Origin of the sequence: Pseudomonas sp. PH1b (genome assembly GCF_000633395.1) — a bacterium.
In the GTDB taxonomy this organism is placed as follows: domain Bacteria; phylum Pseudomonadota; class Gammaproteobacteria; order Pseudomonadales; family Pseudomonadaceae; genus Aquipseudomonas.
The window spans coordinates 63,498-82,620 of the sequence record NZ_AYMU01000030.1 but is presented as its reverse complement, the minus strand read 5'-3'; the positions used below and the strand labels follow the sequence as shown (position 1 = coordinate 82,620).

The following is a 19,123-nucleotide window of genomic DNA, read 5'->3' as shown; positions in this document are numbered from 1 at the left end:
TCTCGTGGTAGCAAGGCTTGGGGGGCGATCGTCGATCGCCCCTTTTTTTTACCAGGGCCGCTGCTATTTCAGGCGGGAATGCCTTTGGACATCGAGGGCCCCGCCGTGGTGGGGCCGTTTTGCCGCGGTGGTCAGCTGGTGGCGATCATGCACCCCAGGGCGCCGGATTCCTGGTAGATGACCCGGGCCTTGTGGGCGTTGGCGAAGTCGCGCAAGCCACGCTTGGCAACGTCGCTGTAGCCCAGGGCCACGGCCCAGCGTGCTGCTACGGGGCTGGTGTATTTGGTGAGCTTTTCGATGTCCTTCTGGGTTTCGGCCAGCAGCTTGTTGCCGGCATTGGTGGCGCTTTCGACTTTCAGCTCGATGGCATAGAGCTCGTTGGTGTGCTTGGCCAGCACGTCCAGGCGCAAGGTCGAATTCGGTTCGGGATAGTGCACTTCGCGGGCGGCGGACATCTGGGCCGAACGCAGCAGGATCAGAAACTCCACTTGAAACCACACTTCCCAGGCGGCGCCGGTGCTGATGGCGGCTTCGATGCGGGCGTGGTCGCTGAGGATCAGTTGGCTGAGGTCGGTGTTCTTCATGGCGCATTCCTTTTGGTTGGGGTGCAAAGAGGAACGCGCGGCAGCAGGCGGCTGTGAATCTGCCGGCCGGGCCCTGGGTGGGGTATTCTTCGCGGCCGGCAATGGGCCGGGCCGGTCATTGCCCCATGACGCCAGATGAAGGTTCCAACGGCGGATGCCGGCAGTCATCAACCAAGCACGCGGGTTGGATATGGGTATCGAACGTCTCCTGAAAAAACGCCAGCTCAATGTTCAGGAACAAAACACTCTCGAAGCCTACGAACTCGAATGCACCGCCAGGAGCTGGCGGGACGAAGGTATGCCCCAGGCCTTGCTGGATTACGCTCGGTCACAGGGTATCGACTGGTCGGCGACCATCGTGCTCAAGTTGGCTATCGACTTTCCCGGAATGCCCAGTCTGTTTGGTTTGCTGTTGACCCAGGACGAGCGCTTCATCGACTTTGAAATCGAAACCGACCCCACTCACCGGCAGGTGGCAGCGGTGGAGTGCTGGAAAGACATCACTGCCACGCTGGATCATTCGACGCGTAACCGAGGTACAGGCCAGGGCTTTGCGGCCATCGCTCTGCAAGTCCGGCGCCAGTTGCTCGACCAGGTCGATCACGGCGGATGGGCGAGTGGCGGTTTTTCTGCCCCATGAGGAGTGGCTTTGATGCCTGAGCGAATACCCCGCCTGCGAGCGGATTTCATTGAAGTCCTGGATGAAGTGGGCCCCTTGCTGGCCCGTGCCTATGAGCAACTCGGCCCGGTACCCGAGGATCACGCCTTGGCCCAGGCGGGCTTGGAACATGGGCGGGAAATCGTGCTCGATTACCTGGCGCACAACGAGGCCGGGGTCGCCTTCGAGCATCTGCTGTACATGATCAATGAGCCAGCTTTGCTGATTTCAGCGCATTGTCGGGCAGCCCTGGCGCGGCTAGCCGAACGCCTGGGGTACCCCTGAAGGCATGAGCGGGATTAAGCCTCAATGCGCCTTCCTGGCGCCTGGCTGGCTCAGGTTGGCCGCGCCCAGCCAGTAGAACAGCCCGCCGGCGAGGATGAACGCCGCCAGCATGTAGAAGATCCAGTGCGCCGGGTGGCTGGCCAGGAGCATGCCGCAGAGGATCGGGCCCAGGGCGCCGCCGAGGTTGGAGAGGTTCTGCGCGCCGTAATACAGGCCTCGCAGGTGCTCGGGGGCGATCAGGTCGATGAACATGTACTCGGCGGGAAACACGATGATCTCGCCCAGGGTGAACACCACCATCGACAGCACCCAGAACGTCAGGCTGGTGGCCAGGCCGAAGCCGCTGACCCCCAGCAGGAACAGGCCCAGCCCCAGCGCCAGCCAGCGGCTCAGGTGGCGCTGGCTAATCCTGCGGCCGATGGCGTATTGCAGGGCGATCACCAGCAGCGCATTGGTCGCCACCAGGGTGCTGATGATGCGGTAGGTGGCCTCGGCCGAGGTGGTGACCACCAGGTACTGCGACAGGTACGCCGAGAACTGGCCAAAGACCACGGCGCTGAGCAGGCCGCCGAGGGTGAAGCACACCAGGCGGTAGTCCCGTAGCAGCTGTTTGCCCAGGGCCGTGAAGGCTAGCGGCGCTGGCGTCGGGCCGGCGGCATCGAGCTGTCGGTCGCCCCAGCGCAGATGGATTGCCAGGAACCCGGCGCCCAGGGCGGCGGAGATCAGGAACGGCAGGCTGATGTCCAGGCGCGCCAGCCCGGCGCCGAGGAACGGGCCCACGGCGTAGCCGATATTGGTCAGGGTGTATTTGATCGAGAAGGCTTCGCTGCGCTGTGCCACCGTCAGGCGCTGGGCAAAGCCGGCCTTGATCGCGATGTCGATCACCGCATAGGCCAGGTTGACCAGCACCAGGCACAGGTAGAACAGCCACAGCTGGCGGGCGCTGAAGGCGCCGATGAAACCCAGGGTGAACAGCGCGCAGCAGGCCAGGATCAGCCGGTAGCTGGGCGTGCGGTCCACCAGGAAACCACCGTAGAGGCTCAGCAGCGAGCCGAGGATCATGCTGCTGCCGATCACCAGGCCGATGTCGCTCACTGGCAGGCCGAAAGCGCTGCTCAGGTAGATCACCAGGTAGGGCAGGGTAATGGCTCGGGCCAGGGTCAGCACCAGGGTGCCGGCCAGCAGCAGGTTGATTGCTTTCGGGTAGCTTTTCAGGGTGCGCAGCATCCGTGCCTCATCGGTCTGTAACGGCGTTCTTGAGAATGCCAGCCAGCTTACTGGGGAATCTGATTCTGTTTTATGATGTTTTTTACCCAGTGAAAGGAATCAGATTCATGAATAAGAGGCGCCGATGTTTTCTTCCGAACGCTTGAAGGGGATCGATGTATTTGTCTGCGTGGCCGACTGCGGCAGCTTCAAGGCCGCCGCCGAACGGCTCAACCTTACGGCTTCCGCCGTCAGCAAGGCCATCGCCCGGCTGGAAGGGCGGCTGCAGGCGCGGCTGTTCCAGCGCACCACCCGCAGCCTGGCGCTGACCGACGCGGGCACGGCCTTCTACCGCACCTGCAGCGGGGTGCTGGCTGACCTGGAAGAGGCCGAGCTGGCGCTGAACGCGGAAAACTCCGAGCTGCGGGGGCGGGTGCGCATCGACCTGCCCGGGACCTTCGGCCGCTCCCAGGTGCTGGCCGCCGTCTTGCGCTTTGCCCGGGAGCATCCGGGCTTGCAGCCGCACATCACCTTTTCCGATCCTGGGGTCGAGCCGCTGGAAGCCGGCGCGGACATCGCCGTGCGCCTGGGCGGCGCGGGGCAGTGGCCGGCGGCGCTGGGGCACCGTTGCCTGGGCCGCGAGTGGCACCTGTTCTGCGCCTCGCCCGATTACCTGCGCAGCCATGGCGTGCCACTGACCGACCAGGACCTTGAGCAGCATCAGTGCATTGCCTATGGCTGGGTGGATGGCCGGGTCAGCCCCTGGAACTTCGCCAGCGGCCGCCCGGGCGAGACTGAGCGCCGGGTGATGTCCGCCAGTTGCGTGGTGGGTGATGGCGAGGGGCTGTTGATGGCCGTGCAGCAAGGCTACGGCATTGCGCAACTGCCTTCCTGGCTGGTCAAGCGCCAGTTGGAGCAAGGAAGCCTGGTGGAGGTGCTGCCGCAATGGGCCAGCGAAGGGCAGGCGATCCATCTGCTGTGGCTGAAAAGCCGCCAGGGGTTGCCCAAGGTCAGTGCATTGCTGGAGATGCTGGAACGGAATCTGCGGGGATAACAATGAGAAAAAATGGCAGGGGCGGCTGGATTCGAACCAACGCATGGCAGGATCAAAACCTGCTGCCTTACCGCTTGGCGACGCCCCTGTAGCTGTTGCGAGATTCCTGGCAGTGATTGCAGCCTTGGGAGGGCCGCTGCAGGAACGGGCGGCAATTTATCAATTTTTTTGCCGCCTGGGAAGCTCTGAAGTGCAAAAAACAGGTTTGAAAACAGCTGGTTAGTCTTGCAGCAGGTTTTTTCGCCCGGATCGCCTCAAGCGATCAGGTAGGGTTCCTGGGTATCGCGCAGCGGTTGGGCGACTTTCAGCGCTTGGCCAATGGCCTGCAGTTCGTCCCCGAGCAGGGTCCGCCGGCCCAGCTCGTACCAGTTGCCAGCCGGTCCCAGGTGCGCCAAGAGCAGCCCGACCAGGTGCTGGCCATCGACCTCGAGGATTATCTCCATGCAGGTTTGTGCCTCGCTGGCCGTCAGGTAAATCAGGCCCTCGACTTCGGCGCGGCGCGGGTTGCGGGCGTGGGCCCAGGCCTGGAATGAACCCTGCTCGCTGCCGATGGTGGGCAGTGCCCAGGCCTGGGGATCGAGGGGTTGTGCCTGAAGGGCGGCGAGCAAGGGCTGGCTGTCGAGGATCTGCAACTGGTAGCGCTGCAGGCCCCGATGGATCTCATGGGGGGGCTTGGCCTGCGGTGCAAACCCCGTGATCCGGGCTTGCAGGAGGTGGCTGTGGGCAATTTCCGAGGGCTGTTCCCCCCAGCTGTTGAGGTCGGCAATCGGCGGGCACCAGATCAGTTGCAGGGTTTCACCGACGCTCACCGGGTCCTGGTGATCGAAGTAGGCGGTGCTGGTCTGGCCGGCCTTGGGCAGAAGATCGCCGAGGCTGAGCTGGGGGGCGGCGTAGTCGATGCCCTGGTCCGTGGACCAGAACAGTGGGGCGCAGGTTTTCATCGGTGCAGGCATGGGGTGATCGACTTGGTGGTTCGAGGGGGAATTGTTCGACACTGGCGCCGGCTTGTCACGCTTGTTAAACGCGGTGCTGGGCGTGGGGCATCAGGCTTCAGCCCCCGTGGCCGGGGCTTCGACCACCGCCAGGCGTTCGGGCAGGTGCTTGAGCAGCGCATCCACTGCCACCCGGGTCTTCAACGGCAGGTGCGGGGTCTGTGGGCGCAAGGCACTGATTGCAAAGGTGACGCCCGAGCAGTCCGCCAGCACTTCCTGCAACTCACCCCGCAGCAAGTGCTCCCGGGCCAGCCAGTATGGCAGCCAGGCAATGCCCTGATGGGCCAGGATGGCGTCGGTCACGGCCCGCAGGTCGTCCATCAGCAGGCGGGCATTGGGCATGAACGCCAGCGCTTGGCCATCGACCTGCAACTGCCAGGGCCGTACCTGGCCAAAGCGTACATAGGCCACGGTCTGGTGCTGGTGCAGCGCCTCGACGTTGCGCGGTAGGCCGCAGCGTTGCAGGTAGGCGGGAGAGGCGCACAGGGCCATGCGGTGTTCGCCCAGGTGACGGGCCACCAGTTGGCTGCTGTCGGCCAGGTGGCCGATGCGGATGACCAGGTCGAAGCCTTCCTCCACCAGCTCCACGCTGCGGTCGCTGAAGCACAGCTCCAGCACCAGTTCAGGGTGCTGGCGAGCCATCTCGATCAGGATCGGGGCGATGCACAGGTGGCCGAAGAGCACCGGCATCGAGACCCGCAGGCGGCCGCTGACCTGGGCCTTGCCGCTTTCCAGCTGGGCCTCGCCGGCACGGATTTCCTCCAGCGCCCGCAGGCAGTGCTGGTGGAACAGTGAACCTTCCAGGGTCAGGCTCTGGCTGCGGGTCGTACGCAGGAACAACTGCACCCCCAGCCGCTGCTCCAGCCGGGCGATGGCCTTGCCCACTGCCGAGCGGGTGATGTGCAGCCGGTCCGCGGCCTGGGCAAAGCTGCCGGCCTCGACCACGGCCACCAAAACTTCGATGCCGCTCAGGTTGTCGCGCATGAGTGTGTAGCTCTTGAGTCTCCAATGGGCGGAAATAATATCGCCACTGGGGATAAAAAGGCGATGTTAGGATTTTTCCCATTCATTTATCGATGCTTTTGGAGAACCTTGCATGTCGCGTTTTCTTGTCCTCAAGTCCAGCCTCATGGGCAGCCTTTCCACCACCAGCGCATTGATCGACCGCTACCTTGTGCAGCGTCAGGCCAAGGGCTGCGACGACGCCGTGGTGGTCCGCGACCTGGCGGCCCTGGAGCTGCCGGTGCTCGACCACGAGCTGTTCCATGCACTGCGCGGTGCCCAGGACCCGAGTGAGCGGGCCCAGGCGGTGGTGGCCCTGTCCGATGAGCTGATCGGCGAACTCAAGGCCTGCGATGTGCTGCTGATCGGCGCGCCGATGTACAACCACAATGTGCCAACGCCGTTGAAGAACTGGTTCGACCTGGTGGCTCGGGCCCGGGTGACCTTCAACTACACCGACCACTACCCGATGGGCCTGGTGCAGGGGGTGAGGGCGGTGGTCTTCAGTTCCCGCGGTGGTGTGCATCTGGGGCAGGAGACCGATGCGGTAACGCCTTACCTGCGTTCGGTGCTGGGCCTGATGGGCATCGACCAGGTGCAGTTCGTCTATGCCGAAGGCCTGGATGCCCGGCCGCAGGGGCTGGCGCAGGGGTTGCAGCAGGCGCACGAGCAGATGGCGATGCTTTGAAGGCCGGTCGAATAGCGCTGCCGGTTGGGCCGCCGAGGTGCTGCGGGGGCGTGTGGCGCCGGCCGCCAGCCGAGCCAGGGGCCGGCCGGTGTTGACTCAATTGGCTACACCCGCTGGCTCAATGTGACCGTGACAGCGGCCAGCGGCTGACTAGTATAGGGAGCCTGAAACAAGACCTATAACAACGGCACAAGGACACACGCATGCGACGCTGGAACGGCTGGGGGGATGCAACCACGGTGGTCGAATTGCCGGCCGAGGGCGCGGGGTTTCTCGCCGAGCGCCTGGGGCCGGGCCGGCGGTTGCCGGAGGCGACCCTGGAGCAGGCGCTGGCCCGGGTGCCGGCTTCGCGCCTGGAGGCTCATCCGCTGTACAGCATCACTGCCCAGGAGCGCCTGCTGCATGCCCGGGGCCAGAGCCTGCCGGACTGGCTGGCCCTGCGCGAGGGCGAGCTGGGGGCCTACCCCGACGCGGTAGCCTTTCCGGAAACCGCCGAGCAGGTCCGGCAGTTGCTGGCCCTGGCCGAGGACCTGGACCTGTGCCTGATTCCCTATGGCGGCGGTACCTCGGTGGCCGGGCACATCAACCCGCCCGGGTCCCGACGGCCGGTGCTGACGGTGTCGCTGGCACGGATGAACCGCCTGCTGGAGCTGGACGAAGACAGCCTGCTGGCAACCTTCGGCCCGGGCGCCAGTGGTCCGCAAGTGGAGAGCCAGTTGCGCGCCCGGGGCTACACCCTGGGGCACTTCCCGCAGTCCTGGGAGCTGTCGACCCTGGGGGGCTGGGTGGCCAGTCGTTCCAGTGGCCAGCAGTCGCTGCGTTATGGGCGCATCGAGCAGTTGTTCGCCGGTGGCACCCTGGAAACCTTTGCCGGGCCGATGCCCATCGCCACGTTCCCGGCCTCGGCCGCCGGGCCGGACCTGCGGGAAATGGTGCTGGGGTGCGAAGGGCGCTTCGGGATCATTTCCGAGGCCAAGGTGCGGGTCAGCCGCCTGCCGGACGACGAGCGTTTCTACGGGGTGTTCCTGCCGGACTGGACCCAGGCGCTGCAAGCCGTGCGGGCCCTGGCCCAGGCCCGGGTCCCGCTGTCGATGCTGCGCCTGTCCAACGCCGTGGAAACCCTGACTCAACTGGCCCTGGCCGGTCATCCGACGCAGATCGCCTGGCTGGAAAAATACCTGGCCCTGCGCGGCGCCGGGCCGGACAAGTGCCTGCTGACCTTCGGCGTGACCGGCAATCGCCAGCAGAACGCCTTGTCCCTGCGTCAGGCGCGCCGGCACCTCAAGGCTTTCGGCGGGGTCTTTACCGGCACCTTGCTGGGCAAGAAATGGGCGCAGAACCGTTTTCGCTTTCCCTACCTGCGGGAAAGCCTGTGGAACGCCGGCTACCTGGTGGACACCCTGGAAACCGCCACCGACTGGAGCAACGTCGACAGCCTGCTGCAGCGCATCGAAAACAGCCTGCGTGACGGCCTCGCCGCCGAGGGCGAGCAGGTGCACGTGTTCACCCACCTGTCCCATGTCTACGGTGAAGGCTCGAGCATCTACACCACCTATGTGTTCCGTCCGGCGGCCACTTACGCCGCGACCCTGGCGCGCTGGCAGGCGCTCAAGCATGCCGCCAGCCAGACCATCGTCGAGCACCACGGCACCATCAGCCACCAGCACGGCGTGGGCAAGGACCATGCACCCTATCTGCTGCGGGAAAAAGGCCCCCTGGCCCTGGAGACCCTGCGGGCCCTGAGCCGGCATTTCGACCCGGCCGCCAGGCTCAATCCCGGCACCCTGCTGGAGGAGTGAGGGCTATGGACGAGGCGTGGAACGAGCAATGGCGGCGCCAGGCGCTGCCGCAGCTGGCAGAGCAGACCTGGGACCTGATCGTGATCGGCGGCGGCATCAGCGGTGCCGGCATCCTGCGCGAGGCCGCCCGGCGCGGTTGGCGCTGCCTGCTGCTGGAGCAGCGGGATTTTGCCTGGGGCACGTCCAGCCGCTCCTCGAAGATGGTCCATGGCGGGTTGCGCTACATCGCCAAGGGCCAGTGGCGGCTGACCCGTGACTCGGTGCGCGAACGCCAGCGCCTGCTGCACGAGGCCCCGGGGCTGGTGGAACCGATGAGTTTTTTGATGCCCCATTACCGTGGCGGCTTTCCCGGGCCCCGAGTGTTCGGTGGCCTGCTGACGGTCTACGACGCCCTGGCCGGACGGCGCAGCCATCGCTTTCACGATGCCCGGCAGACCTGCTACCTGGCCCCCGGGGTCAAGGACGCGGGACTGCTGGGTGGCACCTGTTTCGTCGATGCCCTGACCGATGACGCACGCCTGGTGATGCGCGTGCTGGCCGAGGCCCGGGCTGACGGTGCGTGGGTGGTCAACGGCATGCGCGTGGAGCAGTTGCTGCGCGAGGGCGAGCGGGTCTGTGGGGTGCAGGTCGAGGATGTGGAGAGTGGCACCCTCCAGCAACTGCGCTGCCAGGTGCTGGCGGTGGCCACCGGCGCCTGGGCCGAACGCCTGCGCCCAGTGGCGACCCCACGGCAATTGCGTCCCCTGCGGGGCAGCCACCTGTTGCTGCCCGGCTGGCGCCTGCCGGTGGCCCAGGCCTTGAGCTTCATGCACGCCGACGATGGCCGGCCGGTGTTCGTGTTCCCCTGGGAAGGGGCGACGGTGGTGGGCACCACCGACCTCGATCACCGGGAGGCGCTGGACCTGGGCGCCAGCATCAGCCCTGAAGAGCTGGAGTACCTGTTGGCGGCCATTGCCCAGCAGTTTCCCCAGGCGCACATCACGGGTGCCGATGTGCTGTCGACCTGGGCCGGGGTGCGCCCGGTGGTGGGCAGTGCCGGGGGCCAGGCCCATGGCAAGCCGTCCAGTGAATCCCGCGAGCATGTGCTGTGGCAGGAGCCTGGTTGCGTGACCCTGGCCGGCGGCAAGCTGACCACGTTCCGGCCCCAGGCCATCGAGGTGCTGCAGGCCTGCGCGGCGATGATCGGGCGCAGCGTCAGTGATGACGGCGCGCCGGTGTTCAGCCCGGTGGCGGCGCTGGCTATCCCCGGGCTCAGCGCCGCCCAGGAGCGGCGGCTGGCCGGGCGCCATGGCCGCGATCTGCTCCGGCTGGCGCAACGGGTTGGCGAACTGGGCAGCGACTGCATCGGCGCCAGTGACACCCTGTGGGCCGAACTGGCGGTGGCCGCCGAGGCGGAGATGGTCCTGCACCTGGACGATCTGCTGCTGCGGCGTACCCGCATCGGCCTGTTGCTGGCCGAAGGGGCGGCCGCCTACCTGCTGGCCATTCGCCGCGTGTGCCAGCCGCGGCTGGGCTGGAGCGATGAACGCTGGCACACCGAGGAACAGCGCTACCGCACCTTGTGGCAACGCCATCACAGCCTGCCCGCGAGCGCCCATTGATGCCCAACCCAGAGAGCCCCATGGACAACCCCGAGAACAAGAATAAGCAGGCCTACCTGCTGGCGATCGACAACGGCACCCAGAGCGTGCGGGCACTGCTGTTCGACCTTCAGGGCAACTTGCTGGGCAAGGGCAAGGTGGAACTTGAAGCCTATTTTTCCACCCAGCCCGGCTGGGCCGAGCAGCACCCGGACTACTACTGGGCCAAGCTCGGCGAAGCCTGCCAACTGCTCTGGCAGCAGACCGGCATCGACCGCTCGCAGATCCGCGGCGTGTCCCTGACCACCCAGCGCGGCACCTTGATCAACGTCGACGCCCAGGGCCGGGCCCTGCGCCCGGCGATCCTCTGGCTCGACCAGCGCCAGGGCGCGGTCGAGGGCCGGATCAAGGGGCCCTGGGGCTGGCTGTTCAAGCTGATCGGCGCCGAGGCCACCGTGGACTATTTTCGTGCCCAGGCCGAGGCCAACTGGGTGGCCCAGCACCAGCCGGACATCTGGGCCGCCACCGACAAGTTCCTGCTGCTCTCGGGGTTTCTTACCCATCGCCTGACTGGCAATTTCGTCGATTCGGTGGGCTGCTGCGTGGCCTACCTGCCGTTCGACTACAAGCGCCTGCGCTGGGCCGCCCCCAGCGACTGGAAATGGCAGGCCCTGGCGGTGCGCCAGGAACAATTGCCGACCCTGCTCAAGCCCGGCGAGACCCTGGGCCGGATCAGCGCCGAGGCCAGCCGCCATACCGGTATCCCCGAGGGCCTGCCGCTGATTGCCGCCGGCGCCGACAAGGCCTGCGAGGTGCTGGGCTCGGGCGTCCAGGACTCGACCACTGCCTGCCTGTCCTACGGCACCACGGCCACCATCACCACCACCCGCGCGCGCTACCTGGAGGTGGTGCCGCTGATCCCGCCGTATCCGGCGGCGGTGCCGGACCACTACAACTGCGAGGTGATGATCTTTCGCGGCTACTGGATGGTCAGCTGGTTCAAGCAGCAGTTCGGCCTGCGGGAGGTGCAGCAGGCGGCGCAGCAGGGGCTGGAGCCGGAGCAACTGTTCGACGCCCTGGTCCAGGCCGTGCCGCCGGGGTCCATGGGCCTGACCCTGCAACCCTACTGGTCGCCGGGCATCCGCGAGCCGGGCATGGAAGCCAAGGGCGCGATGATCGGCTTTGGCGACGTGCACACCCGGGCGCATATCTACCGCGCGATCCTCGAAGGCCTGGCCTATGCCTTGCGCCAGGGCATGGAGCGCATGGAGAAGCGCTCGAAGCTGAAGATCACCCGCCTGCGGGTCGCCGGTGGTGGCTCCCAGAGCGATGCGGCCATGCAACTGACCGCGGACATCTTCGGCCTGCCGGTGGAGCGGCCCCATGTGTACGAGGCCTCAGGCCTGGGGGCGGTGATCGCCTGTGCGGTGGGGCTGGGGCTGTACCCGGACTTTGCGAGTGCCATCGGCGCCATGACTCGGGTGGGGGCGGTATTCGAGCCGCAGCCCGCGGCGCAGCAGATGTACCAGCGGCTGTACAGCGAGGTCTACCTGCGCATGTACCGCCAGCTCAAGCCGCTGTACCAGAGCATTCGCGAGATTACCGGGTACCCGGCGTGAGGGGCGATTGGGGGCGGCAAGCCGGCCTGGCCAATCGCGCATCCATGAGCGCTCTGGATGCGGCCCTTCGTCAGGGCGCACGGGCCTTGCAGCTGCGGCTCCTGCAGCAGATTTCTGCTGCAGGAAAGAGGCTCTTGTAGTGAAATGGCGCGACCGCAATGCACCGGTGCAACCCTGAGCCAACCCGGCAGTAGGACGATGGCTGACAAACAAGTCTACGAGTTGACGCTGCAAGACCTCCGCGAGCACGGCGTCTGGTATTTCCCGATGGATGAAACCGTGGAGGATGAACTGACGGTTCGTCCGGCAGGCCCAGGGCAGGGGTTCGAACAGGATTATCAGGTCATCGTCAGGACCACCTTCGAGAGCCGCGAGGGCAGCCGTTACCTGGGCTACCTGTACTGGCACGCCAGTGCGCACGTCTGTGATTCGCAACCGGTGGTTTTTGTTGGCAACAGCGACTGCATTGCCTTCTGGAGCGGTATCGTCACCCCCTCCTGGGCGGATTATCCCGCGCCAGTACAGTGCCTCCGCCAGGCGCTGCCGCTGGTCTATGCATCGCAAAGGCTGCTTGGGCTGGAACCTCTCTGCGGGGTTCTGGAAGGGCTGTATGGCCTCGAGGGCGAGCGCATCTGCCTGGTGAAGTGAAAGGTCGCTCTTGTCTGTGGTGCCTGGCGCCTAGAGTGTGAGCCTGGAGCGTGACTCTCAAGCCCGCTGCCGCATCCGTCAGCAGTCGTAGGCTGCGCTCAAATGGCAAACGTCTTGATCTTCAATGCGACACCCGGCCGCCAGTATTGGGCACCGTGCCGGGGGCGCGGCGTTCTGCTGCCATCTTGCAGGCCGGGGCGGATGGCGATGAAGGTTAAGAGTAGGGGGTGGGTTGTTGTATGTGAAAACACCTACAAATAAAGTTTTGTTTTTCGTGGTTGGTGTATTAGTATGTGAAAACACTAACAGCTAAGGCGCTCCCATGATCACTCTCGACCATGCCTTCAAGGCCCTTGAAGTTCTCACCCAGGATGAATTCAACCGCCGTTTCCCGGGGAAAAACACCCTGGGAGAGGTGGTGTTGGGAATGGGCCCCCTGGTGGAAGCCCTGAACCAGGAGCGAGGCCTGTCCTGGCGCAAGATCGCCGAGATCGCCGACCTCTCGGTGGCGGGGCTCGATCGCTGGCGCAATAACGGCTACGGCCGCAAGAAGCATTGTCAAAAGCTCATCGACTACTGCGCCCAGCACGTGGCTGGGTCCAGCCCGCAGCAACCGCCGGCCATCCCCGTCGGTGCCAGCGTCGCCGACAGCCTGCGCTCCTGCAGCCCGGCGCAGTTGGAGAGCGTGATCCAGCAAGCCCTGCAGGCGCAATTGGGGTTCCCCCATTCACTGGTCTGCACCCTGATGAAGATGGAAGCCGGTGCCGAAGGGCACCGCCTGGAAATCCTCGTGCGCTGATCGGCCCGGCCCGGCCATCCTCGGCCGCTGGCCCTTACTGTTGAACATCAAGGAGATTGAACAATGAACGATTTGCAGACTTCGGCCTGGGACCTGGTATCCGCAGCCCTGAAGCACAATGTGACGCTGTTGCCTGCCGGGCAGGAAAGAACCATTCGCCAGATCATCGGAGAAGACCTGTGGCAGCCGTTGCAGCGAAAAAATCGCCATCGCTTTGGCAAGTCGGTGCGCGCCAATCTTGACCATTACGGGCTGGTGTTCGTGCGCAAGGCCGGGACCATTGCCGTGTACAAGAAGTCCGCGGTCTAGCGAGCAGCGGGTCGTGGGCAAGGCTGTGAAAACCTGGCCCCGCGGGGACCGCCCGAGCGTTCACAGCCTGCTCCGAGCCTCATCGAAACCCTTGGCCATGCCGGTGCTGAGCGGGCTTTCAGCCCGGCATGTTCATTGATCAGGAGGATCAATCCCTGTGTACAGGCTTGGAGCCGGACGTCATGCTCGCGCTGGCCCGTTGTCTCGCCGAGCACGTTGATCGTGCTCCAGGTCCTGCATACCGGTCGGGGAGGCGGGCAGCAGGGCCGCTATCAGAGTCCGGCGCTGAGCCTCCAGGGCGTCACCGGCTTCATTCACGAGTTCAACACCTACCTGTCCAGCGCCGGTCGTTTCGACCGCTGGCAGCATTCGCCCGGGCAACAGGCCACGGTGCTCTGGGACCGCCACAACCTGCTCAACGCCCATGGCCCGCCTGAAGACTATGCACCCACGCTGAGGGCCCTTGGGTTCAGCCACGGCGAGCCGCAACTGCCAGTGCCCCACACCCATCACTAGCATCAGCAGCAGGATGAAAGCTCCAGGCCGACTCTCCAGGGTTGCGACTGGTCCTACTCGCCCTGGCGCGCTGAAGACGAGCAGCGAAGATCGGCTGTCAGCCGAACGGCTGGCTAGCTTGGCGCGGCGACCCGCCGTGAGCCATGGAAGGCGTTCACCGGTGCGCGGCTGCGGCACGCTTGGCAACTGCCCATGGGGCCCATCGGGCCATTCCTTGGGGAACCAGAGAAAACCCCGGCAACACCCGCTTGCCGGTTAAAAAAGCCAAATTGCCATGTGTTTCCTTCGTTCCTTGATACGTCGCAGCTTTCACTGCCCGTTTATCTGAGTTGGAGTTTTCCTGATGCCCTTGCCCAAATCCCTGCCCACGGCCCTGTTGGGCCTGGCATTTGCTTGCCCGGCGCTGGCCGAGAACCAGGGCGTGGAGTTGGCCCCGGCGCTGATCCAGGGGCAGGATCCGGCCGGGGAAGGGCAGAGGGTGGAAGAGGCCCGGGCCCGGCTGGCCCAGGTGCCCGGCGGCACCAATCTGGTGGACATGCGCCGCCCGCTGCAGGGCCGGGTGGCCAGCAACCAGGATGTGCTGGCCTACCAGCCCGGGGTCTATGCCCAGTCGGCGGGTAACGAAGGGGTGAAGCTCTCGATCCGCGGCTCGGGCATCAACCGTGCTCCGGGCGCCCATGCCTCGGGGCTGTATACGATGCTCGACGGCCTGCCCCTGACCGGCCCCGGTGGCACGCCCTATGAATTGCTGGAACCTTTGTGGGTCGACCACGTGGAAGTGCTGCGCGGCGCCAACGGGTTCGACCGTGGTGCCCTGGCCCTGGGCGGGGCCATCGACTACGTCAGCCACACCGGCTATGACGCGCCGTTGTTGCAGGTGCGCTACGCCACCGGTAGCCATGGCTACCAGCAGCGTCAGGTCAGTTCCGGGCAAGTGCTGGGGGACTTCGACTACTACGTCTCGCTGACCGACTCCAATGCCGACGGCTACCAGGATCACACCCGCAGCCAGAGCAGGGGGGTGATCGGCAACTTCGGCTATCGCTTCAACCCGAACCTGGAAACCCGCTTCTACCTGCGCTACCGCGAGACCGACAACGATCTGGCCGGGCGCGTCACCAAGCGCTCCATTGAACACAACCCCCGGGCGGCCAACCCGGCCTACGTCAGCCGCGACGACCGGCGCAAGCAGCCAGGCAGCACCTTCATCGGCAACAAGACCACCTACTACATCGATGACCAATCCAGTCTCCAGGCCGGGCTGGTGTACCACGACTACCCCATGGACCTGCGCGAAGGCCCCAACCGCCTGAAGGTGGCCTACAGCGACGTCAGCGGCACCCTGGACTACAAGCGCCGCGACAGCCTCTGGGGCATGGAAAGCCGCAGCACCCTGGGCCTGCGGGTGACCAAACACCTGCCCAATGACGGTGCCAGCGAGTTCGTGCGCATTCCCACCGGCAATACCGCGAACTACGCGCCGGGCACGCGGATCCGCAACTTCACCTACCAGGGCTCGGATACCGTCCTGCACTTTGGCAATGACCTGGAGATCGCCGACGACCTGTGGCTGACCACCGGCCTGGCGGCGATCTACACCCGCCGCGAAAGCGCGGTGACCTACCCCGAGGGCGGCGGCAAGACCAGCCTCGGTGACTGGGACTACGCGCCGCGCCTGGGCCTGCGCTACCAGCTGAACCCGGATCTGCAACTGTTCGCCAACCTCAGCCGCTCGGTGGAAGCGCCCCATCCCTGGTCGCTGATCTACAGTGCCAACCAGCGTTTTCCGGACACCAGCGGCGTCGCCTACGGTGCCCAGCGCAATCCGATCAAGCTGCGCAATCAGACCGCTACCACCCTGGAACTGGGCGGGCGCGGCGATAGCAGCCTGGGCCAGTGGAGCCTGGCCTGGTATTACGCCCAGGTGCGCCACGAACTGCTTTCGGTGCTGCCGGACGCCAACGCCACCATGCCTTACGAACTCAACGCCAGCCCCACGGTGCACCAGGGCGTGGAGGCCAGCCTGCAGAGTGAACTGTGGTCGCAGCCGGGCGTCGGCCGCCTGAGCCTGCGCCAGGCCTACACCTTCAGCGACTTCCACTATCGTGACGATTCGCGCTTTGGCGACAACCGCCTGCCGGGCCTGCCGATGCACTACTACCAGGGTGAGCTGCGCTACGACTGGCCCCTGGGCTTCTTCGCTGCGGTCAATACCCAGCTGGTGTCCAAGGTGGCGGTGGATTACGCCAACAGCTACTACGCCGATCCCTATGCGCTGTTCGGCGCCACCCTGGGCTACAACGCGCCGAAGAACGACTGGCAGACCTGGGTCGATGTGCGCAACCTGACCGACAAGCGCTACGCCGCCACCGTGACTCCGGGCTACGACGACAAGGGGCTGGACGTGGCGCGTTCGACGCCGGGGGAGGGGCTGGGGGTGTACCTGGGCGTGTCCTGGAACCTGCGCTGAGAGCAGGGCTGCGAGCGAGCCGACACCCGCAAATGAAAGTGCCCGCAACAGCGGGCACTTTGTTGATGCCGGGCGGTGTCAGCCCAGGTGGCAGTGATTTACCACTGGCCCGAGAACACGCAGGTCAGCGCTTCGAGGGCGCTGAACTTCCACAGCGAGTCGCCGCAGTCGTTGGCGAAGGCGTGGGCGTTGGAGGCGGTGAGGGCCAGGGCGATGGCCGAGGCATAGACGATTTTCTTCAGCGACATGGGAAAACTCCTTGTTATGAATCCGCACGTTCTTGTAGGCGCCATCCTGAAGGGGGGGGCTGCTGCGGACTATAGGCCCAGGCTGCCCCCGGCACTATTAGCCCGAATGTGCTAATGGCCCATGTGCAGCACTGTGCCGCCCGGCCCAGGCTCAGTTGCAAAAATACAGCTCGTCCAGCTGCCGCCGGCGTATCACCAGGTACTCCTCCCAGACCTTGGGAAAGTCCTCGTCCCGGGTCAGGGGGAAGGTCAGGTAGTAAGTCCGACCGATGACTCTGATGTACTCCCGCACCCGTTTGTACGCCGGCTGCTCCAGCAGCGAGATGTATTCGTCATAGGCGTGGTGGTAGTGGGAAATCGTCACCCGGTGGGGCGCGATCATGCCGCGGGAGAAGTCGATCACCCAGCCATGGCTCATGTCGCTGCCCAGGTAACCGTAGACCCCATCCTCGGAGAGGCTGATGGCTTTTCGTGCCTGCACGCCATCCTCGTCGTTGACCAGCACGATCTGGCTTTCGAAATAGCGGATGGCCTGTTGCTCGGGGCCGTGCAACTGCAGGTTCCAGCCGACGGCGCCCATGCGGAACTCGCCTTGCTCGGTGAATTTTGCAGTCCAGCCGTTGGCAAGGGTAATGCTGTGTGTGGTCATGGTCGTCCTGGTGTTGGCTGTCCCTGAAGGCTGGGAATTGTACGTCAGCCGCTGTGGGAAACGGCAGGATCCGTGGCGCCCGGTCAGTCTTGCCGGCATGTGAGTTTTCCTGTGCCTGTGGCAGTGCCCTATGGTTAGCCACGCCAGTGCCCGGGTTTCGACCTGGCCCTGGTCACTCTCCGGCCTGATACCGCAGCAACTGGCGCAAGGGTGAAGGGCCACTGGGGCAGCGGCTGATCCAGCCCCGGCAGGCTGTCGCGCACCAGGTTCAGGGGCGCCGCGCAACGCAGGGTCTGGGTGAAACTCCAGCAGGGCACCCGTGGCTGGGATTGCTGTGGGGGCAGTGGTGGGCCGTCGCGAATCAGGGTATGAAGCGCGCAGGGGATGTCCTTGGCGGGCTGTGCTGCAGCGCGCTGTTGGGTCAATCAGGCAGTGAGCGGCCCTGCCGGGTACGGCATAATGCGCGGCCTTTTTGGCTAAACCTAGGAATTGATCAGGAGGATCAGGCTGGCTATGTACAGACTTGGGCACATGATAGACAACCAGTGGGTGGAGCACAGTTATCCGCCGGTATTCGTGGTTGCTCCCGTCGGCGACGGGCAGCGCGTGGTGGCGGGCGCCCCAGGCTCGGACCCGCAGGTCCTGCTCAGCCTGCTGGGCTGCCTGACCGAGCCGCTGGTGCTGCTGTTCGTGCTGCACACGCCCCGGGACGAATCGCAAGCCGGCCGCTACTGGAGCCCGGAGCTATCGCGTGAAGACGTTCAGGATTTCATCTACGACTTCAAGCCACTGCTCTGTGGCGACAGCCGTTTCGACCTGTGGGTCCACTCGCCCGAGCAGCAGGCCACCGTGGTCTGGGATCGGCACAACCTGATCTACGGCTACGGGCCAGTGGAAGACTACGTCACGGCCCTGCGCGCCCTGGGCTTCGGCCATGGCGAGCCGCAGTTGCCCGTGCCCCATACCCACCACTATCACCCGCAGCTGGACGACCTGTGCCGGCAGTTGCTCACCCACTTCGATTGGCAGCACTCGCCATTGCGGCCAGAGGATGAGCAGTGAGGGAGTGAGGTCAAGCCTGAGGTTTGCAGAGCCGGGGCCGGAGCCTGCATGAGGCGCCTTTGACACGCTCGGATCAGGCGTGAATCGGCTGGCCGATGCAGCGCTGGAAGACCTGTTCCATAGGCTCCAGGTGGCCGTTGTAGGCAGCGATATTGGCCAGGATCCACTCATCGCTTTCGATGCCCCACCAGCTGATTTCAAACCCGGCATTCATGATCAGGTGTTCGAACAGGATGCGTTGTGCTCGGCCATTACCGTCGCGAAATGGATGCACTACATTGAGTTCGGAATAGGCATGGGCAACAGCGGCTATCAGTTCTGTACGCTGCATGCCGTCGAACCAGTTGGCCGCGGCCATGATCTTGAAGATCTTGCCGGCTTCTTTCTCCATGTAGGCCGGTTGGCAGAAGCGTGTGCCCTGCTTGGATATGCCCACTGTTCGAAGTTCTCCGGCCCAGTCATACAGGTCCGCGAACAGAGTCAGGTGGATGCTCTTGAGATAGTTCAGATCATAGGGTGGAGGGCTGAACTCGAGGCTTTCTGCAGCCAGGGAGGAGAACACTTGTTCAGCGGTGCTCAGGCTCAGATCGTTGCGAATGCCGAGTTTGTTACGCAGCACAGCAGAGTTGGGGTAACAGTAGGGATCCTGGCCAACTCCATATTTGTCGGACATCAGGCTTTGGACTTGGCGAAGGCCTTCAACAGTTCCTCTCGTGAAGGCAGGGCACGCTCAGCGTCTGCGGGAGAGACCTTGAAGCCTTCCAGGCGCAGGCTGGCTGCATAGTTGGATTTGCGGGTCTTGGCGGCGTAAGCCTTCTTGGCTTCTAGGCTGATGGTTCCCATGGGGAGGTCTCAATGGCGTGAGTGGGCGAATTATAGTCGATCTCACTAGAGGACCGCAGCGCTAGCCCTTTGCAATCAGTTGTCTGAGCCTGGTGCAGGCAAGTCAATTGCC

General features: G+C 64.9%; 21 protein-coding genes and 1 tRNA gene. 13 read left to right on the top strand and 9 right to left on the bottom strand.

What is annotated here, in order from left to right; translation table 11 throughout:
• Positions 1-131: 131 nt before the first annotated feature.
• Complete coding sequence (locus U873_RS0130830; RefSeq protein WP_025131917.1) at positions 132-584, bottom strand: hypothetical protein; 453 nt, start codon at positions 582-584, stop codon at positions 132-134.
• A gap of 154 nt (positions 585-738) precedes the next feature.
• Between U873_RS0130830 and U873_RS0130825 the strand changes: the two genes are divergently transcribed.
• Together U873_RS0130825 and U873_RS0130820 are read left to right on the top strand one after the other, a co-directional pair.
• Entirely contained in the window at positions 739-1,224 is a 486-nt protein-coding gene (locus tag U873_RS0130825; protein ID WP_256245221.1) for a hypothetical protein, read from the top strand.
• Positions 1,225-1,236: 12 nt separating this feature from the next.
• Positions 1,237-1,527 (top strand): hypothetical protein, encoded by a 291-nt coding sequence (locus U873_RS0130820; RefSeq protein WP_025131915.1) that lies wholly within the window; start codon positions 1,237-1,239, stop codon positions 1,525-1,527.
• A gap of 21 nt (positions 1,528-1,548) precedes the next feature.
• Here U873_RS0130820 and U873_RS0130815 read toward each other — a convergent pair whose 3' ends face one another.
• On the bottom strand, positions 1,549-2,754 hold the full coding sequence (locus U873_RS0130815; protein ID WP_025131914.1) for an MFS transporter: 1,206 nt from the start codon (positions 2,752-2,754) through the stop codon (positions 1,549-1,551).
• A gap of 124 nt (positions 2,755-2,878) precedes the next feature.
• Between U873_RS0130815 and U873_RS0130810 the strand changes: the two genes are divergently transcribed.
• On the top strand, positions 2,879-3,787 hold the full coding sequence (locus U873_RS0130810) for a LysR family transcriptional regulator (protein WP_025131913.1): 909 nt from the start codon (positions 2,879-2,881) through the stop codon (positions 3,785-3,787).
• A gap of 13 nt (positions 3,788-3,800) precedes the next feature.
• Here the strand turns inward: U873_RS0130810 and U873_RS0130805 are convergent.
• The 3 genes from U873_RS0130805 to U873_RS0130795 all read right to left on the bottom strand — a co-directional run bounded on the left by U873_RS0130805 (position 3,801) and on the right by U873_RS0130795 (position 5,763).
• A tRNA-Gln gene (locus U873_RS0130805) sits at positions 3,801-3,875 on the bottom strand.
• Between the two features lie 166 nt (positions 3,876-4,041).
• Positions 4,042-4,740: a hypothetical protein gene (locus tag U873_RS0130800; protein WP_029978784.1), complete on the bottom strand. Its 699-nt coding sequence runs from the start codon at positions 4,738-4,740 to the stop codon at positions 4,042-4,044.
• A 90-nt stretch (positions 4,741-4,830) separates the two neighbouring features.
• On the bottom strand, positions 4,831-5,763 hold the full coding sequence (locus tag U873_RS0130795; RefSeq protein ID WP_025131911.1) for a LysR family transcriptional regulator: 933 nt from the start codon (positions 5,761-5,763) through the stop codon (positions 4,831-4,833).
• Between the two features lie 112 nt (positions 5,764-5,875).
• On the opposite strand from U873_RS0130795, the gene U873_RS0130790 reads away from it, so the two are divergent.
• The 9 genes from U873_RS0130790 (at position 5,876) to U873_RS0130745 (ending at position 16,209) form a co-directional block, all read left to right on the top strand.
• Entirely contained in the window at positions 5,876-6,469 is a 594-nt protein-coding gene (locus U873_RS0130790; RefSeq protein WP_025131910.1) for an FMN-dependent NADH-azoreductase, read from the top strand.
• A 203-nt stretch (positions 6,470-6,672) separates the two neighbouring features.
• On the top strand, positions 6,673-8,268 hold the full coding sequence (locus tag U873_RS0130785) for an FAD-binding oxidoreductase (RefSeq protein WP_025131909.1): 1,596 nt from the start codon (positions 6,673-6,675) through the stop codon (positions 8,266-8,268).
• 5 nt (positions 8,269-8,273) lie between these two features.
• A complete protein-coding gene (locus tag U873_RS0130780) occupies positions 8,274-9,869 on the top strand; it encodes a glycerol-3-phosphate dehydrogenase/oxidase (protein ID WP_025131908.1) in 1,596 nt (531 codons plus the stop codon).
• Positions 9,870-9,889: 20 nt separating this feature from the next.
• A complete protein-coding gene (locus tag U873_RS0130775; protein WP_029978783.1) occupies positions 9,890-11,467 on the top strand; it encodes an FGGY-family carbohydrate kinase in 1,578 nt (525 codons plus the stop codon).
• A 198-nt stretch (positions 11,468-11,665) separates the two neighbouring features.
• Positions 11,666-12,115, top strand: a complete 450-nt coding sequence (locus U873_RS0130770; protein WP_025131906.1) for a hypothetical protein — start codon at positions 11,666-11,668, stop codon at positions 12,113-12,115.
• 322 nt (positions 12,116-12,437) lie between these two features.
• Positions 12,438-12,914 carry a hypothetical protein gene (locus U873_RS0130765; protein WP_025131905.1) on the top strand — a complete coding sequence of 159 codons (477 nt, stop codon included), beginning with the start codon at positions 12,438-12,440 and terminating at the stop codon, positions 12,912-12,914.
• Positions 12,915-12,977: 63 nt separating this feature from the next.
• Positions 12,978-13,223, top strand: a complete 246-nt coding sequence (locus U873_RS0130760; protein WP_025131904.1) for a hypothetical protein — start codon at positions 12,978-12,980, stop codon at positions 13,221-13,223.
• A gap of 222 nt (positions 13,224-13,445) precedes the next feature.
• Positions 13,446-13,739: a hypothetical protein gene (locus tag U873_RS36445; protein ID WP_157838132.1), complete on the top strand. Its 294-nt coding sequence runs from the start codon at positions 13,446-13,448 to the stop codon at positions 13,737-13,739.
• 343 nt (positions 13,740-14,082) lie between these two features.
• Entirely contained in the window at positions 14,083-16,209 is a 2,127-nt protein-coding gene (locus U873_RS0130745; RefSeq protein WP_025131901.1) for a TonB-dependent receptor domain-containing protein, read from the top strand.
• Positions 16,210-16,307: 98 nt separating this feature from the next.
• Here the strand turns inward: U873_RS0130745 and U873_RS37030 are convergent, their stop codons facing one another.
• Both U873_RS37030 and U873_RS0130735 read right to left on the bottom strand, forming a co-directional pair.
• Positions 16,308-16,457 carry a hypothetical protein gene (locus tag U873_RS37030; protein WP_177330335.1) on the bottom strand — a complete coding sequence of 50 codons (150 nt, stop codon included), beginning with the start codon at positions 16,455-16,457 and terminating at the stop codon, positions 16,308-16,310.
• A gap of 151 nt (positions 16,458-16,608) precedes the next feature.
• Positions 16,609-17,106: a hypothetical protein gene (locus U873_RS0130735; protein ID WP_025131900.1), complete on the bottom strand. Its 498-nt coding sequence runs from the start codon at positions 17,104-17,106 to the stop codon at positions 16,609-16,611.
• Between the two features lie 531 nt (positions 17,107-17,637).
• On the opposite strand from U873_RS0130735, the gene U873_RS0130730 reads away from it, so the two are divergent.
• Entirely contained in the window at positions 17,638-18,168 is a 531-nt protein-coding gene (locus tag U873_RS0130730; protein ID WP_025131899.1) for a hypothetical protein, read from the top strand.
• A 73-nt stretch (positions 18,169-18,241) separates the two neighbouring features.
• On the opposite strand, the gene U873_RS0130725 is transcribed toward U873_RS0130730, so the two are convergent.
• Both U873_RS0130725 and U873_RS36440 read right to left on the bottom strand, forming a co-directional pair.
• A complete protein-coding gene (locus tag U873_RS0130725) occupies positions 18,242-18,841 on the bottom strand; it encodes a putative adenosine monophosphate-protein transferase Fic (RefSeq protein WP_025131898.1) in 600 nt (199 codons plus the stop codon).
• Entirely contained in the window at positions 18,841-19,011 is a 171-nt protein-coding gene (locus U873_RS36440) for a YhfG family protein (RefSeq protein ID WP_115658651.1), read from the bottom strand. Before U873_RS36440 ends, U873_RS0130725 begins: the two co-directional genes overlap by 1 nt.
• Positions 19,012-19,123 lie beyond the last annotated feature (112 nt).

Coding starts and splice junctions, on each gene's coding strand:
- U873_RS0130810 (WP_025131913.1), top strand. CDS start 2,879: ATGTTTTCTTCCGAACGCTTGAAGGGGATCGATGTATTTGTCTGCGTG.
- U873_RS0130770 (WP_025131906.1), top strand. CDS start 11,666: ATGGCTGACAAACAAGTCTACGAGTTGACGCTGCAAGACCTCCGCGAG.
- U873_RS0130780 (WP_025131908.1), top strand. CDS start 8,274: ATGGACGAGGCGTGGAACGAGCAATGGCGGCGCCAGGCGCTGCCGCAG.
- U873_RS0130825 (WP_256245221.1), top strand. CDS start 739: ATGCCGGCAGTCATCAACCAAGCACGCGGGTTGGATATGGGTATCGAA.
- U873_RS0130725 (WP_025131898.1), bottom strand. CDS start 18,841: ATGTCCGACAAATATGGAGTTGGCCAGGATCCCTACTGTTACCCCAAC.
- U873_RS36440 (WP_115658651.1), bottom strand. CDS start 19,011: ATGGGAACCATCAGCCTAGAAGCCAAGAAGGCTTACGCCGCCAAGACC.
- U873_RS0130785 (WP_025131909.1), top strand. CDS start 6,673: ATGCGACGCTGGAACGGCTGGGGGGATGCAACCACGGTGGTCGAATTG.
- U873_RS0130730 (WP_025131899.1), top strand. CDS start 17,638: ATGATAGACAACCAGTGGGTGGAGCACAGTTATCCGCCGGTATTCGTG.
- U873_RS0130735 (WP_025131900.1), bottom strand. CDS start 17,106: ATGACCACACACAGCATTACCCTTGCCAACGGCTGGACTGCAAAATTC.
- U873_RS0130775 (WP_029978783.1), top strand. CDS start 9,890: ATGGACAACCCCGAGAACAAGAATAAGCAGGCCTACCTGCTGGCGATC.
- U873_RS37030 (WP_177330335.1), bottom strand. CDS start 16,457: ATGTCGCTGAAGAAAATCGTCTATGCCTCGGCCATCGCCCTGGCCCTC.
- U873_RS0130765 (WP_025131905.1), top strand. CDS start 12,438: ATGATCACTCTCGACCATGCCTTCAAGGCCCTTGAAGTTCTCACCCAG.
- U873_RS0130800 (WP_029978784.1), bottom strand. CDS start 4,740: ATGCCTGCACCGATGAAAACCTGCGCCCCACTGTTCTGGTCCACGGAC.
- U873_RS0130790 (WP_025131910.1), top strand. CDS start 5,876: ATGTCGCGTTTTCTTGTCCTCAAGTCCAGCCTCATGGGCAGCCTTTCC.
- U873_RS0130820 (WP_025131915.1), top strand. CDS start 1,237: ATGCCTGAGCGAATACCCCGCCTGCGAGCGGATTTCATTGAAGTCCTG.
- U873_RS0130830 (WP_025131917.1), bottom strand. CDS start 584: ATGAAGAACACCGACCTCAGCCAACTGATCCTCAGCGACCACGCCCGC.
- U873_RS0130760 (WP_025131904.1), top strand. CDS start 12,978: ATGAACGATTTGCAGACTTCGGCCTGGGACCTGGTATCCGCAGCCCTG.
- U873_RS0130795 (WP_025131911.1), bottom strand. CDS start 5,763: ATGCGCGACAACCTGAGCGGCATCGAAGTTTTGGTGGCCGTGGTCGAG.
- U873_RS0130745 (WP_025131901.1), top strand. CDS start 14,083: ATGCCCTTGCCCAAATCCCTGCCCACGGCCCTGTTGGGCCTGGCATTT.
- U873_RS0130815 (WP_025131914.1), bottom strand. CDS start 2,754: ATGCTGCGCACCCTGAAAAGCTACCCGAAAGCAATCAACCTGCTGCTG.